At 71.5% G+C, this 16815-nt stretch carries 16 protein-coding genes; 9 read left to right on the top strand and 7 right to left on the bottom strand.

Features of this window, described 5'->3' with window-relative positions; genetic code table 11:
* Positions 1 to 47 precede the first annotated feature (47 nt).
* The 4 genes from ACFT9I_RS35310 to ACFT9I_RS35295 all read right to left on the bottom strand — a co-directional run bounded on the left by ACFT9I_RS35310 (position 48) and on the right by ACFT9I_RS35295 (position 3863).
* On the bottom strand, positions 48 to 881 hold the full coding sequence (locus ACFT9I_RS35310) for a DUF1206 domain-containing protein (protein ID WP_382571323.1): 834 nt from the start codon (positions 879 to 881) through the stop codon (positions 48 to 50).
* Between the two features lie 68 nt (positions 882 to 949).
* The gene (locus ACFT9I_RS35305) at positions 950 to 2134 is read right to left on the bottom strand and encodes a lysophospholipid acyltransferase family protein (RefSeq protein ID WP_382571321.1); all 1185 of its coding nucleotides are present in this window, start codon (positions 2132 to 2134) and stop codon (positions 950 to 952) included.
* Between the two features lie 266 nt (positions 2135 to 2400).
* Entirely contained in the window at positions 2401 to 3291 is an 891-nt protein-coding gene (locus tag ACFT9I_RS35300; protein WP_382571319.1) for a phosphatidate cytidylyltransferase, read from the bottom strand.
* Positions 3288 to 3863 carry a CDP-alcohol phosphatidyltransferase family protein gene (locus ACFT9I_RS35295; RefSeq protein WP_382571317.1) on the bottom strand — a complete coding sequence of 192 codons (576 nt, stop codon included), beginning with the start codon at positions 3861 to 3863 and terminating at the stop codon, positions 3288 to 3290. The genes ACFT9I_RS35300 and ACFT9I_RS35295 overlap by 4 nt, the downstream gene beginning before the upstream one ends.
* Positions 3864 to 3964: 101 nt before the next feature.
* Here ACFT9I_RS35295 and ACFT9I_RS35290 point away from each other — a divergent pair, with 101 nt between their 5' ends.
* A complete protein-coding gene (locus ACFT9I_RS35290; protein ID WP_382571315.1) occupies positions 3965 to 4510 on the top strand; it encodes a GNAT family N-acetyltransferase in 546 nt (181 codons plus the stop codon).
* Positions 4511 to 4540: 30 nt separating this feature from the next.
* Here ACFT9I_RS35290 and ACFT9I_RS35285 read toward each other — a convergent pair whose 3' ends face one another.
* Together ACFT9I_RS35285 and ACFT9I_RS35280 are read right to left on the bottom strand one after the other, a co-directional pair.
* Positions 4541 to 5392, bottom strand: a complete 852-nt coding sequence (locus ACFT9I_RS35285; RefSeq protein ID WP_382571314.1) for a hypothetical protein — start codon at positions 5390 to 5392, stop codon at positions 4541 to 4543.
* The gene (locus tag ACFT9I_RS35280) at positions 5389 to 5727 is read right to left on the bottom strand and encodes a PadR family transcriptional regulator (RefSeq protein ID WP_382571312.1); all 339 of its coding nucleotides are present in this window, start codon (positions 5725 to 5727) and stop codon (positions 5389 to 5391) included. The genes ACFT9I_RS35285 and ACFT9I_RS35280 overlap by 4 nt, the downstream gene beginning before the upstream one ends.
* Before the next feature lie 290 nt (positions 5728 to 6017).
* On the opposite strand from ACFT9I_RS35280, the gene ACFT9I_RS35275 reads away from it, so the two are divergent.
* The 8 genes from ACFT9I_RS35275 (at position 6018) to cimA (ending at position 14752) form a co-directional block, all read left to right on the top strand.
* Positions 6018 to 6146, top strand: a complete 129-nt coding sequence (locus ACFT9I_RS35275; protein ID WP_354607552.1) for a hypothetical protein — start codon at positions 6018 to 6020, stop codon at positions 6144 to 6146.
* Positions 6147 to 6265: 119 nt separating this feature from the next.
* Positions 6266 to 7306, top strand: coding sequence for a 3-isopropylmalate dehydrogenase (locus ACFT9I_RS35270; protein WP_382571309.1), 1041 nt, complete (start codon positions 6266 to 6268; stop codon positions 7304 to 7306).
* A 228-nt stretch (positions 7307 to 7534) separates the two neighbouring features.
* Complete coding sequence (locus tag ACFT9I_RS35265; protein ID WP_382571308.1) at positions 7535 to 8638, top strand: branched-chain amino acid aminotransferase; 1104 nt, start codon at positions 7535 to 7537, stop codon at positions 8636 to 8638.
* A 131-nt stretch (positions 8639 to 8769) separates the two neighbouring features.
* A complete protein-coding gene (locus ACFT9I_RS35260) occupies positions 8770 to 9387 on the top strand; it encodes a helix-turn-helix domain-containing protein (RefSeq protein WP_382571306.1) in 618 nt (205 codons plus the stop codon).
* Entirely contained in the window at positions 9384 to 10688 is a 1305-nt protein-coding gene (locus tag ACFT9I_RS35255) for an MFS transporter (protein WP_382571304.1), read from the top strand. Before ACFT9I_RS35260 ends, ACFT9I_RS35255 begins: the two co-directional genes overlap by 4 nt.
* Positions 10689 to 10731: 43 nt before the next feature.
* Complete coding sequence (locus ACFT9I_RS35250; RefSeq protein WP_382571302.1) at positions 10732 to 11331, top strand: TetR family transcriptional regulator C-terminal domain-containing protein; 600 nt, start codon at positions 10732 to 10734, stop codon at positions 11329 to 11331.
* A gap of 190 nt (positions 11332 to 11521) precedes the next feature.
* Positions 11522 to 12787 carry a TolB family protein gene (locus ACFT9I_RS35245; protein ID WP_382571300.1) on the top strand — a complete coding sequence of 422 codons (1266 nt, stop codon included), beginning with the start codon at positions 11522 to 11524 and terminating at the stop codon, positions 12785 to 12787.
* Positions 12788 to 13138: 351 nt separating this feature from the next.
* Positions 13139 to 14752 (top strand): citramalate synthase, encoded by a 1614-nt coding sequence (gene cimA / locus ACFT9I_RS35240; protein ID WP_382571298.1) that lies wholly within the window; start codon positions 13139 to 13141, stop codon positions 14750 to 14752.
* 125 nt (positions 14753 to 14877) lie between these two features.
* On the opposite strand, the gene ACFT9I_RS35235 is transcribed toward cimA, so the two are convergent.
* A complete protein-coding gene (locus tag ACFT9I_RS35235) occupies positions 14878 to 16764 on the bottom strand; it encodes a ricin-type beta-trefoil lectin domain protein (protein WP_382571296.1) in 1887 nt (628 codons plus the stop codon).
* Between the last annotated feature and the right edge of the window lie 51 nt (positions 16765 to 16815).

The following is a 16815-nucleotide window of genomic DNA, read 5'->3' as shown; positions in this document are numbered from 1 at the left end:
GCCCCCGCCTCAGTAAGGAGGCGGGGGCCGCGGCATCGGCAGTGGGCTCAGACCTTGCGGTGGCGCGCCATACCGAACGAGAACAGGCCGAAGAGAACCAGGCCCAGCGCGACCAGCACGAGCAGCCAGGGACCGACCGGGGTGTCCGTGAACGAGCGCAGCGTGGCGTCGAAGCCCTTCGCCTTGTCGGGCTCGTAGTCGACGGCCGCCTTCACCACGAACCAGCCGATCGCCGCGAACAGCAGTCCGCGCGCCAGACCGCCGCCGACCCCGGTCACGTCGAGGTACCGCTTCGCCTTCCGGGACATCTGTCCGAGCTTGAGGTGCTTGCGGTACGACCGCTTCGCGGCACGCACCCCGATCCACAGGCCGGCGGCCAGGATCGCGACACCGGCGGCGCCGACGAGCCACTGGCCCGCGGGCAGTTCCATGGCCTTGGCCGTGATGTCCTGCGACTGCTGGTCGCCGGACGAGCCGCCCGTGTCACCGGCGGCGAAGCTGAGGACGGAGTAGGCCACGAAGCCGTAGAACACGAAACGCCCGGCCGACAGCAGCCGCTTGCTCGCCTTGTGGCCGTCGGGTCCCGCGGCGCCGAACAGCGCCTCGGACAGCCGCCACAGGGACATGCCGACGAGACCGATGCCCAGTGCCCACAGGACGAAGGAACCCATCGGCTTCTCGCCGATCTCGGCCAGCGCGCCACCCCGGTCGGCCTGCTTGCCGCCACCGCCGAAGGCGATCTGGAGCGCCAGCAGCCCGATCAGCAGATAGATCACGCCGCGCGCGGTGAAACCCCAGCGTGCCGCGGCGTCCATGGCCGAACTGTTCGCCGCCTGGCGGCCCTTGCTACGACCTCTGAGTGACATCGTCTGTACGTTCATGTGACACCCTCCCCATCGTTCGTCGGGTGCCCCCGGTAAAGGCCCGGAAACTGCGGGGGCGACCGCGCTCAGCTCCAGCCCGCCACGATGAGTGACAGTCCGGCGGCGAAGCCGGCACCCAACAGGGCCACGTACGCGCCGTAGTGGCGGCGGAAGCGGCGCAGCAGCAGACCGAGCACGGCGAAGGCCGCACCGACCGTCAGCGTCCGCGCGCCGCGCGCCTGAGCGGACTCCGCGAGCCAGTTGGTCGCCGGCACGTCGGCGCGGCCCGCCTCGGCGGCGTACACCTTGAACGGGATGCCGTTCCACGGCTGGTGGCGTACGGCCGACGCCGACTCGACGGCCAGCTCGTGCCGTACCTCGGCGCGCATCCGGTCCGTCGTCAGGGGCGTGGGCAACTGGAGCCCCGTGTTCGCGAGTTGGAGGGCCAGCAGCCCACCCGCCAGGCTGCCCGCGAGCGCGGCGAAGGAGAGCCGCAGTGCCGCCCGGGGGACGGCGACGCAGGCGACGCCCAGGAGCAGTTCGGGCATCAGCGGCCAGCTCAGCGCCTCCGCGCAGGCCCAGGCGAAGGCCAGCAGCAGCCCCCGGCGCGAGGCGGCCACCGCGGCCACCCGGCGCCGTACGGGGGAGTCGGGCAGCGGCTCCGAAGCCGTACGGGCGTGCAGCGCCGCGACCGCCGCCCGCGCGTCCTCCGGCGTCGCCGACGGCGGCAGCGGCTCACCGATCCGTACCCGCACCAGCGACGAACGCAGCCGCCCGTGCTTGGGCAGCAGCCGGTCCGTGCCCGCGATGCCCACCGGTACGACCGGGACGCCCGCGCGCTCCGCGAGGACCAGGGCGCCACGGTGGAAGGCGCCGACCGCGCCGTCCGCCCCGCGCGTGCCCTCGGGGAACAGCACGACCGCGCGGCCGGCTTGCAGCCCGTCCGCCATGGACAGCAGATCGTCCATGCCGCCGCCGGTGCGCCGTACCGGAAACCCCGCGGCGAGCACCCGGCAGACGCGCCGTCGCCACGGCGAGGCGAACCAGTAGTCGGCAGCCGCCCCGATGGCGGGCCGGTGCCGTGCGTCGAGCGCGGCCAGCAGTGCGGCGGTGTCCGCGTGCGAGGAGTGGTTGGCCACAACTACGCACCCACGAGGCGGCAGTTGACCGTGCCGCCGCACGCCGCCGGTGACGGTGAGAACGACCCACCACAGGGCGCGCCGCAGGACCGCGCCGAGCCGGGAGGGCGAGAGGGCTGGGGTCTGGCCCACACCGGAGCCGCCGGAGCCGCCGGGACCCTCGGAGCCGACGGAGACGGTACGACGCCCACGAGCGCGCCCCGCCCCGCGAAAGCGCCCCCGCGTCCCGCGCCCGCACAGCCCGCCGGACGGGCCGGCCGCGAACGCGACAACAGCCGCCGTGCCCGCCCCCGCCCCCGCGCGCCTACGCCGGTGCCTGACGACCGGCGCGCGGCGCCGCAGCCGTCGTGGCCGTCGCGGCGTCGAACCTGCCACCGTACGAGCAGAGATCCGTGCGGTCATGCCGTCACCACCATCGCGAGCAGGAGAGCCAGCAGCAAGGAGTCGATCCGGTCGAGCAGCCCGCCGAAGCCCGGCAGCCAACTGCCCGCGTCCTTCACGCCCGCCTCCCGCTTGACCATGGATTCGAGCAGGTCGCCGAGTACGCAGCCGGTCAGCACCGCCGCCCACAACAGCGGCGTGAACGCGCCGACGGCGGCCAGGGCGAGGGCGGTCGCCCCCGCCGCGCCCAGCACCCCCGCCCACGTCTTGCTGGGGGAGAGCGGCGACAGCGGCCGCGCCAGCGCGCCACGCCGCCCCAGCGCCGTACCGCCGCACCACGCCCCGACGTCGCCGAGCGCCACCGCCAGCCCGACCGCGACCGCCGTGTTCTGGAGCAGCACAAGTCCGGTGAGCGGCAGGGGAATCCACAACAGGGCGAAGACGGTACGCGCGGAGCGGGTGAAGCCCCGTTCGTGGTCACCCGCCAGCAGCGCGGGCAGCGCCGCCACCACGAGAAGGAGCGCCACCACCCTCAGGTCGATCGCCCGAAGGTCCACCGCGTCCGGCACCAGCCACGCCAGCGCCGGGAGTACGACGGCGGCCACGACCAGCACCGCGTGCTCCGCGCGCGGCAGCCCCGCCATCCGTACGTACTCGCCCACCGCCGTCACCCCGAGCGCCGCCGCGAGCGCGAACGCGCCCCCCGCGCCCAGGAGCAGCGCCCCGAGGAACACCGGCGCGGCGAGCGCCCATGTCCGCCACCGCTTGCGCAGCTCCGCCCGCATCGCCAGGCGCGACGGCAGCGCCGCCACCGCGATCCCGCTCACCCCGAGGGCGCCGGCCACGAGCGGGACGGCGCGCCCCACGGCCTCACCCGCGGCCTCACCCGCGATCAGGACCCCGCTCATGCGAGCTTCCTCCAGACCCAGCCGAACCGGACGACCGCGGTGAGCGCCGAGCCCGCCGCGATCACGACGAGCACCGGCACCGCCCAGCCGGACGCCGCGGCGACGACGACGAGCAGGCAGCGTTCGGTCTTGCCGACGGGGCCACCGTTACGGCGCGGCGCGCCCGCCGCCGTACCCGCGAGGGACACCCACGACGGGAGCGTCGCAGCCAGCCCCGCCACCGCGACCAGCCACAGCGGTGCCAGGGCGATGAAGCCGGCCAGGACCACCAAGTCGGCCGCACGGTCCCCGAGTTCGTTGAGGACTGCACCGCGCCGGGTCGTCCGGCCGGTGTCCCGTGCCAGCGCCCCGTCGAGATTGGCGAAGGCCAGGCGGGCGGCGAGGAGGACGGCCACGGGCAGCGCGGCGAGCGGTCCGGCGGGCAGCCAGGCCACGGCCGCCGCCGCACCGGCCGCGCTGACGACACCCGCCGCGGTGAGCGTGTCGGGCGACACCTCGCGACGGACGAGAGCGGCCCGGACTCCGGAGAGCCGGGACGCGTACCAGGGCTTCAGTGCGTAAAGGCCGTTCATGTGGCCAACTGTCGCGGCAGGCACGTTTTTTCGACATGGAGCAGGTACTCAACCGGGCACTGAGTACGTGCGCGGGCGCCCGGCCTGAAAGAGTGAGACGCATGTCAGACCCGCTGCGCACCGCCCATACCTTCGAGCTCGACCCGGCGACCCTCGGCGAGATCCACGACCTCCTGGACGTCGCCTTCGACGGGGCCTTCAGTGAGGAGGACTGGACGCACGGACTCGGCGGCGTCCATGTCCTCGTACGGGACGACACGGGCGCGCTCGTCGCGCACGGCAGCGTGATCCAGCGCCGGTTGACGCACGCGGGGCAGTGGTACCGCGTGGGCTACGTCGAGGCGGTCGCCGTACGCGCGGACCGGCGCGGCGACGGGCTCGGCGGCCGGGTCCTGGAAGTACTGGAGCGGGTGATCGACCGGGCGTACGACGTCGGCGCGCTCTCCGCGTCCGAGACGGGTGCCCGGCTCTACCGGTCGCGTGGCTGGCATCTGTGGCAGGGCCGCGTCGAGGCGCTGAGCCCGGACGGGGTGGTGCGGCTGCCGGAGGAGGAGGGCACGACGTATCTCTGGCCGGTGCCCGGCAGTGAACCACCGTCCGCCGACGACGCGTTGATCTTCGACTGGCGCGACGGCGACGTGCTGTAGGCGGCGGGCCCGCGGCCGTAACCGGAGTCATCAGCCCCGTCCCGTCGCCTCGTCCTCCGTGCCGTCGACCACGTCCTTCCGGACGCCGGACCGGGCCGCGATCCCGGCGGCGACGGCGATCGGGATCGCGATGGCCAGGTTGAACTCGACGGCCCCGGAGCCGTACAGGAACGCCAGGACGACCATGCTGACCACCGACACGGTCAGCAGCGCGCGCGTCTTCTTACCGAAGTAGACGCTCCACCGCGGCGTTCCGGGCCCCGTGGCGACCGTCGCCGCCGGCCCCGCGCTCGCCGCCTTGGGCCGCTTGACGTACAGGTAGTACGCCCACTGCCCGCACGGCTCCCAGCCGTCCGGGGCGAGTTCCGACTCCACCGCGTCGCGCTTGCGGTTGACCAGTTCCTCGCGCCGGTACTCCCAGCGCAGCGCGGCGCCGACGGTGCGGCGGCACACGAAGCGGCCGAAGGCGTCGAGACGTTCGACCTCCCAGCCCTGGTCGCCGTAGACGTTCAGCAGTCTGCGGTCGTTGTAGATGTCGGTCGTCCACTTCCACGTCTCGGCGGTGGCCTCCGGCTCCTCGGGCCCGCCGCTGTCGCTGTCACCGCCGCCACCACCCGCGAGCCGCGCGGCGAACTCCTTGACCGGACCGAACTCCTCCTCGGCGGGGGAGCCCGTCTCGGCGAGGTACGCGGTCAGATCGGTGACGGTGACGGTCACCTCGCGCTCCGCCATGCCGCCGGCGCGCAGGGCGGCGGCGAGTTCGCCGAAGTAGCCGGACTCGGAGGAGCCGGACTCGGAGGAGCCGGACTCGGAGGAGCCGGACTCGAAGTGGCCGGTCCCGGAGGAGCCGGTCTCGGTGGTGTATCGCTCCGGGTCACTCATGACGCCCCCTCGGTGCGCAACATGTTCCGTACGGTGGTGTGGAACTCCAGCCAGTTCCCGCTCTCGGTGGCGAGCCCGCGCCGGCCCTCGTCCGTCAGCCGGTAGTAGCGCCGTCCGGGGCCGCGCTCGGCGGCGCGGAACTCCCCGACGACCAGTCCGGCCTCTTCGAGCCTGTTGAGCACGGGATAGAGCGTCCCGCCCTTGATGTCGCCGAGACCGGCGGCCGCGAGGGCCTTGGAGATCTCGTACCCGTAGCTCTCCCCGCCGGTGAGACAGGACAGGACGAGGAGGTCGAGAACCCCCTTGAGCCAGCTGGATCTGCGGTCTGCTGCCATGCCTGTATTCCACCACCACCTAGATAGGAATACAACCTAGGTCGCTATGCCAGATCAAGGCTGCCGTCTCAGATAGTAGGAAGTCCGACTAACTGTGGAGACAGAACGGCCCGGCTCCCTTAGCTTTGTAGGAGCCGAACGACTCGCTCGATCCAGCGAACGGCGGACGTGAGCAATCGCCCTCACGCAGGCAACCCCTGCGGGCGTGCTCCCCGCCCATCCGGCGCCTCGCAGATGCCTCATACGGCCCCCCAGCCGTATGCCTCAGCTGTCTCAAGGAGTCGATCACCATGGCCGAGACGACAGTCCGCCGAGTCCGTCACCGCGTCCGCGGCAACGAGTCCGACCGCAAGAACGCCGCGGCTGCCCTCCAGCGCGCCCTCGACCGCAGGGACAACGGCGGCTCCACCGGCCACTGAGCCGGGGCGCCCCCGACACCGCTGCCGTACAAGCGGACACGCCCCCGCGCACAACACGCGACTGTCCGAATCGTGGACCGCGCGTGTCAGGCACTGGGACGCGCAGTAAGGTGCCCGTCATGTCTCGCAGCATCAACCTCGCAGTGATCCCCGGTGACGGCATCGGCCAGGAGGTCGTGGCCCAGGGCCTGAAGGTCCTCGGCTCCGTGCTCCCGCAAGATGTGAAGCTGGAGACCAAGGAGTACGACCTCGGCGCCCGGCGCTGGCACCGTACCGGGGAGACCCTCCCCGACGCGGAGCTGACCGCGCTCAAGGCGCACGACGCGATCCTCCTCGGCGCCATCGGCGACCCGTCCGTGCCGTCCGGGGTTCTGGAACGAGGGCTGCTGCTGAAGCTGCGGTTCGCCTTCGACCACTACGTGAACCTGCGCCCGTCGAAGCTCTTCCCGAACCAGGCCACACCGCTGGCCGGCCGCCCGGACATCGACTTCGTCGTCGTCCGCGAGGGCACCGAGGGCCCGTACACGGGCAACGGTGGTTCCCTGCGCACCGATACGCCCGCCGAGGTGGCCACGGAGGTCAGCCTCAATACGGCGTACGGCGTGGAGCGTGTCGTGCGCGACGCGTACGAGCGTGCCAACTCCCGCCCCCGCAAGAAGCTGACGCTGGTCCACAAGAACAACGTCCTCGTCTACGCGGGCCACCTCTGGAAGAGGATCTTCGACCGGGTCGGCCAGGAGTATCCCGACGTCTCCACCGACTATCTGCACGTCGACGCCGCGACGATCTTCTTCGTCACCCAGCCCGAGCGTTTCGACGTGATCGTCACCGACAACCTCTTCGGCGACATCCTCACCGACCTCGCCGCTGCCGTGACCGGCGGCATCGGCCTGGCGGCCTCCGCGAACATCAACCCCGACCGGGCGTTCCCGTCCATGTTCGAGCCCGTCCACGGCTCGGCCCCGGACATCGCGGGCCAGGGGAAGGCCGACCCCACGGCCACGATCCTCTCGGTCGCACTGCTGCTGCGGCACCTCGGCTTCGACGCCGAGGCCGTCCGCATCGAGGAGGCCGTCGCGGCCGACCTCGCGGAGCGCGGCAGTGCGCCCCGTACGACCGACGAGATCGGTGACGCGCTCGTCGTACGAGTAGCGAGCTGACCCGCCGACGACTCCCACAGCCGCCGGGTCACAGCACCCGGCGGCTGTGCTTTGCGGCCACCGGGTGTCACCATCATCCGTAGGGCCGCATTCACCCCGTTTCATGCCCCGTCCCGCCACGCGCGATAATTGGCGCGGGCCGCGGCATGAGGGAAAGCTCGGACGTCCTAGTACCTGTAGCGGCGTGAGCGCGGTCCGTCACACACAACCGGTGAAGGACAAGAACTCATGACCACGCCCACGACGCCGTTGCCCACTCTGGCGCTCAAGCCCTCGTCGAATCCGCTGTCCGACGCGCAGCGCGAGGCGATCCTGGCCGCTCCCGGCTTCGGCCGCCACTTCACCGACAACATGGTGACCATCAGGTGGACGGAGGGCCGGGGCTGGCACGACGCGCAGCTCGTCCCGTACGGCCCGCTCTCGCTCGACCCGGCCAACATGACGCTGCACTACGCGCAGGAGATCTTCGAAGGGCTGAAGGCGTACCGCCGCCCCGACGGCAGCGTCGCCACCTTCCGGCCCGAGGCCAACGCCCGGCGCTTCCAGGTCTCCGCCCGCCGGCTGGCGATGCCCGAGCTGCCGGTCGAGACGTTCATCGAGGCGTGCGACGCGCTGGTCCAGCAGGACGAGGCCTGGGTCCCGCCGCACGGCGGCGAGGCGTCGCTGTATCTGCGGCCGTTCATGATCGCGGCCGAGGTCGGCCTGGGGGTGCGGCCCGCGAACGAGTATCTGTTCCTGGTCATCGCCTCCCCGGCCGGCGCGTACTTCCCGGGCGGCGTGAAGCCCGTCTCCATCTGGCTCTCCGAGAACCGGGTCCGCGCCGTTCCTGGCGGCATGGGCGACGCCAAGACGGGCGGCAACTACGCGGCGTCGCTGCTCGCGCAGGCCGAGGCGGCGGCGGAGGGCTGCGACCAGGTCGCGTACCTGGACGCCGTGGAGCACAAGTGGGTCGAGGAACTGGGCGGGATGAACCTGTACTTCGTGTACGGGGACAAGATCGTCACTCCCGAACTGACCGGCTCGCTGCTCGCCGGCATCACCCGTGACTCGCTGCTGAAGCTGGCCGGCGATCTCGGCTACACCTCGCAGGAGCGCCGCGTCTCCATCGACGAGTGGCGCGGTGACACCGAGAACGGCACCCTCACCGAGGTCTTCGCGTGCGGTACGGCCGCTGTCATCACCCCGGTCGGCCTTGTCAGGTCCGCGGGCGGGGAGTGGACGCATTCGGGTGGGGAGTCCGGCGAGGTGACGTCGAGGCTGCGCGCGGCGCTGCTGGACATCCAGACGGGGCGGGCCGAGGACGTCCACGGGTGGATGCACCAGGTGGGCTGAGGCACGGCCCGTACTTCCGGCTCGTACTTCCGGCTCGAAGTTCCGGCTCGTAGTTTCGGTCCGTGGTTCCAGGGAGCACTGGATGCAGAACATCTCTTCGCGAAGAGATGTTCTGCATTTATGCTCTCCCCATGACGACCGACCCCAGGACGGCCGGCTCGGGTGACCCGCTGGGTCCCGATCCGGACCACGACATCACGCTCGACGCCGCGGCGCTGCGTGTGCTGGCCCACCCCATGCGGCTGGTCATGCTGAACGCGCTGCGGGAGCGCGGTCCTTCCACGGCGCGGAGGCTGGCCAAGGAGCTGGAGCTGGACTCCGGCGCGGCCAGTTACCACCTGCGCCGCCTGGCTGCCGGGGGGCTCATCGAGGAGGACCAGGAGCGGGGTACGCGGCGCGACCGCTGGTGGCGGGCGCGGCACCAGCGGTCGTACCACGACCCCGCCACCGTGGCGCCGGACGAGCGGCAGGGCAGCCGCGCGTACACGAACGCGGTGGTGCTCGCCTACGGCGACCAACTGCGCAGGCTCGCCGCGGTCGTTCCGCTCTTCCCGGACGACTGGTTCGAGGCCTCGATCTTCAGCGATTGCACCGTGAGCCTGACGCCCGACGAGCTCAACGAGATGAAGCGTGAGTTGGTGGGCGTGATTGACAAGTACCGAACACGTCGCACGAGTTCGGCGACGGAGGAGCCGGCGGAGGGGGCCGCGCAGGTGTCCGTACAGCTCCAGATGTTCCCCCGGCTGTGATACCGGAGGCCGACACACCCGCGCCCGCGTCGGCGCCCGCGCGGCCCGCCTACCGCGACCCGAACGTCCTGCGCTGGCTCGGCGCCTACACCACCTCCGTGACGGGCGACATCGTCTACTTCCTCGCCCTGACCTGGGCCGTCACCCAGGAGTCCGGTCCTGCCCAGGCCGGTGCCGTGCTGGCCGCCGGCGCCGTGCCGCGCGCCGTCCTCATGCTGGCGGGCGGCGTCGTCGCCGACCGGTTCGGCCCACGCCGCGTCGTCATCGGCAGCGATCTCGTCCGCTGCGTGGTGATCCTCGCCGCCGCCACCGTCGCACTGCTCATCGGTACGGAGCTGTGGCTGCTGGTCGCGCTGGCGGTCGTCTTCGGCTCCGTGGACGCGCTGTTCATGCCGGCGGTCGGGGCGCTGCCCCCACGGATCGCCGCGACCGATCAACTCGCCCGGGTGCAGGGCCTGCGCCTGCTGTCCGTCCGGCTCAGCAACACCGTCGGCCCGCCGCTCGCCGCCGTCGCGCTGTCCGTCAGCGGCTCCCCGGGAGCGTTCGGCGTCGCCGGAGCCCTCTTCGTCGTATCCCTGGTACTGCTCCTGGCCGTGCGCGTCCGGCCGTTGCCGTCGCAGGACGTACCGGGAGCGGCAGGCGGATCGGATGAATCGGACGCCCCCGACGCACCGGCCGCACCGGACGCCACCACGTCCCGGGAGGAGTTCCGCGACGGTCTGCGCTATCTGCGCGCCAACGGTCGGGTCTCGTCCCTCGTCGTCGTCATCGGGCTCGGCGAGATGTGCTTCAGCGGACCGGTCGGCACCGGCCTCGTCCTCCTTGCCGACGAACGCGACTGGGGTACGGCGACGGCTGGCTGGATCCTCAGTGCCTTCAGCATCGGCGGGGCGGTCGCCAGCCTGCTGCTGAGCGTGCTCCGCCGCGTCCCGCGCGCCGGGCTCACCATGTCCTGCGCCCTGTTGCTGACGGCGGCGCTGGTCGTCGCGACGGGCAACGCGCCTACCGCCGGGCTGTCGATCGGGCTGGGTGCGCTGCTCGGTACGGCGAGCGGGGCGGCCATGGTGGTCAGCAACGCCCTTCTTCAGAAGGAGACCGATCCCCGCTATCTCGGCCGCGTCACCTCCGTGATGACGCTGTGCACCCTGGGTCTCAGCCCGCTGCTGTATCCGCTCGTCGGTCTCGTCGCGGCCGGTTGGGGCATCGGCGCCTTCTTCGCGGGCTGCGGCGCCATCTGCCTGCTGGCGGCGGGCACCGGCCTGCTGGTCCGCTCCGTGCGCACGGCAACTCTCACTGTGTGACCCAGCGGCAACCCCGCGTGCCCGCATCAGGTACAACGGACGAGTGACACCCACCGCACGCCGCCGCAACGCGGCTCCGCCCCGCGAGGCCGTGCTCGCCGCCGCCATGGACACCATCGCCGGGCACGGGCTCGACGGCCTCACTATGGCGGGGCTCGGACGTGATGTCGGGATGAGCAGCGGGCACCTCCTCTACTACTTCCGTACGAAGGACGAGCTGCTGCTCCAGACCCTGGAGTGGAGCGAGTCGCAACGCGGCGCCGTGCGCAGGGGGTTGCTGTCCCGGCAGGCGACGGTGCGGGAGCGGCTGGACGCGTACGTGGATCTCTACGTCCCCGAAGGCCACCGCGATCCACACTGGACGCTGTGGCTGGAGGTCTGGAACCGCTCGCAGGACGCCGCCGACGAGGTCCGCGCCCGGCAGGCGGCGATCGAGCGTGCCTGGCACCGGGACCTGGTGGCGCTGCTCGCCGAGGGAATCTCGCGCGGCGAGCTGCGGGCCGTCGACCCGGACCGGTTCGCCGCTCGGCTGCGCGGGCTGCTCGACGGCTTCAGCGTTCATGTGGTGGTCGGGATACCGGGCACCGGGCGGGCCCAAGTCCTGGTACATGTTCGCGAGTTCATCGAGGACTCGCTGCTCTGAGCCAGCTGGCGGACGGTCGAGGACGCGCCTTGGTTGTACACCTTCGGGCCGATTGACCGGGGGCGGGTGGATGCGATTGCATCCCAGGTGTCCTCGGCGCCGGACCGGTCACGACCGTCATGGGAGCGATCCCACGGCGGGCGTGATGTGCGCCGGGGGCTCCGTACGTCGTCAACAGGGGGAACCACCAGTGAAGTTCATCGCCCGTACCGTCCTGGGCGCGGCAGTCGTCGCCGCCGTCACCGCGACCGCCGCCCCGGCCCTCGCCGCCCCGTCGGGGCCCACCGCGCCCCCGTCGGCGGCGCCCGTCACGGAGCCCGTCACGGAGCGCGTCAGCGTCGCGCCCGACGGCGCCCAGGCCGACGGCTCGTCCAGCGACCCCGCCGTGAGCGCCGACGGCACCGTCGTCGCCTTCGTCTCGGACGCCGCCAACCTCGTTCCCGGCGACACCCCGGGCACCCGGGACGTGTTCGTACGCGACGGGGCGGACGGCACGCTGCTCCGTGTCACCGACGGCGCGGGCAGCCCGTCGTCGCCCGCGCTCAGCCCGGCCGGCCACCACCTCACGTACACCACCTACGACCCCGCCGCGGCCGGGTCGTACGCGCTGCGTGTGTACGACCTGCGGACGGGCGTCACCGAGACCCTGGCGCCGACGCTCGACGACGGCTACGCCGCCTCGTACGGCGCGGCGGTGATCAGTGAGGACGGCCGCACCGTTGCCTTCGACGCCCGCCCCACGGGCGCGACGCTCCCGGGCGCCGCCGACGGCTCGCGCGTCTACGTCCTCGACCGCGAGACGGGCACCGCCGAGCGGATCAGTCACTCGCCGGACTCCACGAACGGCGCGCGCGGCTGCACGGTGGGATCCATCAGCGCCGACGGTACGAAGGTCGCCTACCAGGACGCGTACACGAACGGGCCCCGTGACGACGACTGGGGCGACATCCTCGTCCACGACCGGACCACCGGTGGGACGACGCACGCCGACGCCACGTACGACGGCACCGCCGCCGACAAGGCGTCCACCGAGCCCCTTCTCAGCGCCGACGGCTCGACCGTCGTCTTCAACTCCTACGCCACCGACCTGGTCCCGGGCACCGACCCCAACCGCGGCTGGAACCCCTTCGTACGCGACCTGCGCACCGGGACGCTGACCCGCGTCGACGGCGCGGACCCGGCCTCGGTCACGGCGGCGACCGGAATCTCGGCGGACGGCTCGAAGCTCCTGTACTCGGCCTACGCCGCCGGTGTGGAGGGCCACTGGGTCCGCGACCTGGCCGACGGCGGCGACACCCTGGCGACGCCCAGGGCCGACGGTTCGCCGCAGGGCGTCGGATCCTCGGCGCTCAGCGCCGACGGCGCCACGGTCGTCTTCGCCGGCTATGACGACGGCGCGTTCGTACCGGGGGACACCAACGGCGAGCAGGACGTCTTCGTACGCCGCCTTCGCTGACACCGGGGGCCGAGAGCCCCGGGGAGCCCCGCAAGCCGTCACGCCGGCCCCGTCTCACCTCACCCGCACCGCCCGCATCGTGAGACGGGGCTTCCACCGGGGTGCAAACGTGCCAGACTGCTTCCGTGTTCTCGTTCGCCATGATTATGGGCAGCAGGCGCGCCGGTCCGCAGTGACCGCCACGTACCACCACGTACGGAGCGGCCATCTCGCCCCCAGACCCGCGCGCAGACCTCTCGCACCCGCGAGGGGTTTTTTCGTTTTCCGGCCCCACCCCGGCCGAAACGGGACGCACGCGAAGACGGGGCAGTGGAGCCAGACCCTCCATCACTCGACAGGAGTCACAGAGTCATGACCACAGATTCAACGGTCACCGACGCCGACGACAGTTTCCATGTCTTCGACACCACGCTGCGCGACGGAGCCCAGCGTGAAGGCATCAATCTGACGGTCGCCGACAAGCTGACCATCGCGCGGCACCTGGACGACTTCGGGGTGGGGTTCGTCGAGGGCGGCTGGCCGGGCGCCAACCCGCGGGACACCGAGTTCTTCGCCCGCGCCCGGAGCGAGATCGACTTCAAGCACGCCAAACTCGTCGCCTTCGGTGCCACGCGCCGTCCCGGCGCCCGCGCCGCCGACGACCCGCAGGTCAGGGCGCTACTCGAATCCGGCGCCCCGGTGATCACGCTCGTCGCCAAGTCGCACGACCGGCACGTCGAACTCGCGCTCCGTACGACGCTCGAAGAGAACCTGGCGATGGTCGCCGACACCGTCTCCCACCTGTGCGAACAGGGCAGGCGCGTCTTCGTCGACTGCGAGCACTTCTTCGACGGCTACCGCGCCAACCCCGAGTACGCCAAGGCCGTCGTCCGGGCCGCCGCCGAGGCCGGCGCTGACGTCGTCATCCTCTGCGACACCAACGGCGGCATGCTGCCCGCCCAGATCCAGGCCGTGGTCGCCACCGTGCTCGCCGACACCGGCGCCCGGCTCGGCATCCACGCCCAGGACGACACCGGCTGCGCCGTCGCCAACACCCTCGCCGCCGTCGACGCGGGCGCCACGCACGTGCAGTGCACCGCGAACGGCTACGGCGAGCGCGTCGGCAACGCGAACCTCTTCCCCGTCGTCGCCGCACTGGAGCTGAAGTACGGCAAGCGGGTCCTGCCCCCGGGCGCGCTGGCCGAGATGACCCGCATCTCGCACGCCATCGCCGAGGTGGTCAATCTGACGCCCTCCACCCACCAGCCGTACGTCGGCGTCTCCGCCTTCGCGCACAAGGCCGGGCTGCACGCCTCCGCGATCAAGGTCGACCCCGACCTCTACCAGCACATCGACCCCCAGCAGGTCGGCAACACCATGCGGATGCTCGTCTCCGACATGGCGGGGCGCGCCTCGATCGAGCTCAAGGGCAAGGAACTGGGCATCGACCTCGGCGACGACCGCGATCTGGTCGGCCGCGTCGTCGGCCGGGTCAAGGAGCGCGAACTCAAGGGCTACACGTACGAGGCGGCCGACGCCTCCTTCGAGCTGCTGCTGCGCGAGGAGGCCGAGGGCAGGGCGCGGAGCTACTTCCGTACGGAGTCGTGGCGCGCGATCGTCGAGGACCGCCCGGACGGCTCGCACGCCAACGAGGCGACCGTGAAGCTGTGGGCCAAGGGCGAGCGCATCGTCGCCACCGCGGAGGGCAACGGCCCCGTCAACGCGCTGGACCGGGCCATGCGGGTCGGCCTGGAGCGCATCTACCCGCAGCTGGCGAAGTTGGAGCTGGTGGACTACAAGGTCCGCATCCTGGAGGGCAAGCACGGCACGGAGTCCACGACGCGCGTGCTGATCACCACGGGGGACGGGGTGGCGGAGTGGTCGACGGTGGGCGTCGGCGAGAACGTGATCGCCGCTTCGTGGCAGGCCCTGGAGGACGCGTACACCTACGGACTGCTGAGGGCCGGGGTCGAGCCGGCCGAGTAGAGCCGAGCAAGGACAGGCGCGTACGTACGGGGTGTCGGTGACCGGACCGGCCACCGACACCCCGTACGCGGAAGAGACAGCCCACGGACCGGCCCACGGACCAGCCCACGGACCGGCCCACGGATCTACGCCTGGAGCCGCCACTTCTGGTTGGCCGCCCCGGTGCAGCTCCACAGCTGCGCCTTCGCCCCGTTCGCCGTCGAATTCCCCGTGATGTCGAGGCACTTGTCGGCCGGAGCGTTCACCAGATCACCGCTGCCGGACTCGTATCTCCACTGTTGCGCCCCGGAACCGTTGCAGTCGTACAGCTGCACCTTCGCTCCGTTCGCGGTCGACGCGGCCGCGACGTCCAGGCACTTGCCGAGCGTGCGCACCGTTCCGTCGCCGCCGATCGTCCAGCGCTGCGCCGCCGAGCTGTTGCAGTCCCAGAGCTGGACCGCCGTACCGTTGGCGCTGCTTCCGCCGGCCACGTCGAGGCACTTGCCGCCGAGACCGTTCAGGGTCCCCGCGGTGCCGCCGCTGTCGCCGGACTGGCCGCCGGACCAGGTGAAGGTGGCCGACGTCTTGCCGGGCAGCGAGTAACTGAAGTTCTGGCCGCCCCAGTTGACCCGGATCTCGCGCGCCTGCGACGCCTCGTTGTACGCGATCAGCGCCTTGGAGCCGTTCGGGTTCTGCCAGGCCACGTTGGGCACGGTGGTGCTGGCGGATGACTCGATACGGTGCGCGCCCGGCGTCACGAACTTGGTGAGGTGCCCCATCGTGTAGTACTCGATGTTGTACTTCACCTGACCGGCCTGGGAACCGCCGTTGTTGACGGTGATCAGCCCGTCGCAGGTGCCGCAGCCGCCGTTGTGCGGACCGCGGTTCTGGTCCACGGCCAGGGACCACTTGGTCACCGACTTCGCCCAGTTACGGGTGTAGTTGATGATGTTGGACATGTCCTCGGTCTGCTGATTGCCGATCCAGGTGCCGCCCGAGTGCTCGGTCTGGAAGGCGTCCAGCTGCGGGTACTGGTTGTGCACCTGGGTCTGCTTGTTGACGTCGCCGCCGTAGCCGTGCCAGGCGATGCCGCCGAAGTTGGGGTGGCTGCGGATCGCCGCGTCGTTCACGGTCTCCGCCGCGTACGCGTCGTACGTGTCCCAGTTCCAGTCGTGCGCCATGACCTTGGTGGGCAGGCCGGCCGCCTGGAGTCCGGGCAGCAGCTCGGCCTTCGTGAAGTACGCGAGCCCCGAGGCGTTCCAGCTCATGGACGGGTACGACGAGCAGCAGGTCGGCTCGTTCTGCGCCGAGACGTAGTCGATCGGGATGCCCTGATCGCGGTACGCCTGAAGGTACTTGACGAAGTAGTCGGCGTAGACGCCGTAGTTCTCCGCCTTCAGCCAGCCGCCGTTCAGCTGGCCGTTGTCCTTCATCCACGCAGGGGCGGTCCAGGGCGACGCCATCGTCGTGAGCGCCGGATTGAGCTGCTTCGCCTGCTTCGTCAGCGGCAGCACGTCCTGGAGATCATGTGCGATCGAGAATTCCGACAGGTCCGGGTCGGTCTGGCCGGCCGGCATGTCGTCGAAGGTGTAGCCGAACCGCGCGAGGTCCGAGCCGCCCAGCGGGTTGCGGATGAACGAGAGCCCGATGCCGTCGGTCGGTGAGAACAGCTTGCGCATCGTGTCGTCGCGGGTCGCCTGGGAGAGCGCACCGCTGCCCTTCATCAGCCAGGCGGCCGTGTCCGTGAACGAGGCGCCGCCGCCGGTGAAGGTCTGGTACTTGGTGTTCTCGTTGACGGTGACGTTCGTGCCGCTGCCGCCGTTGCCCGGCTGGAAGTTGATCGGCGTCTGCGGCTGGAGGCCGCGGGTCACGGTGCGGCCGCCGCTGTCGCTGGTGGTCGTCAGCCAGATGTTCACCTGCTCGCCGGCGGCCTGCGCCGTACCTGCGGAGACGCCGGTGAGGCCGGCCGTCGTGAGTACGCCGACGAGGAGCATCCTCGTCAGCCGTCTGCGGGTGCCACTCGGTCTGATCATGGGGCGCTGCCCTTCTTGACAGAGGGGTGGGGGGTCTTCCATGGATCGTCA

The organism is Streptomyces sp. NPDC057137 (assembly GCF_042670825.1).
Classification (GTDB): Bacteria; Actinomycetota; Actinomycetes; order Streptomycetales; family Streptomycetaceae; genus Streptomyces.
This window is presented reverse-complemented; position numbering and strand designations above follow the sequence as displayed.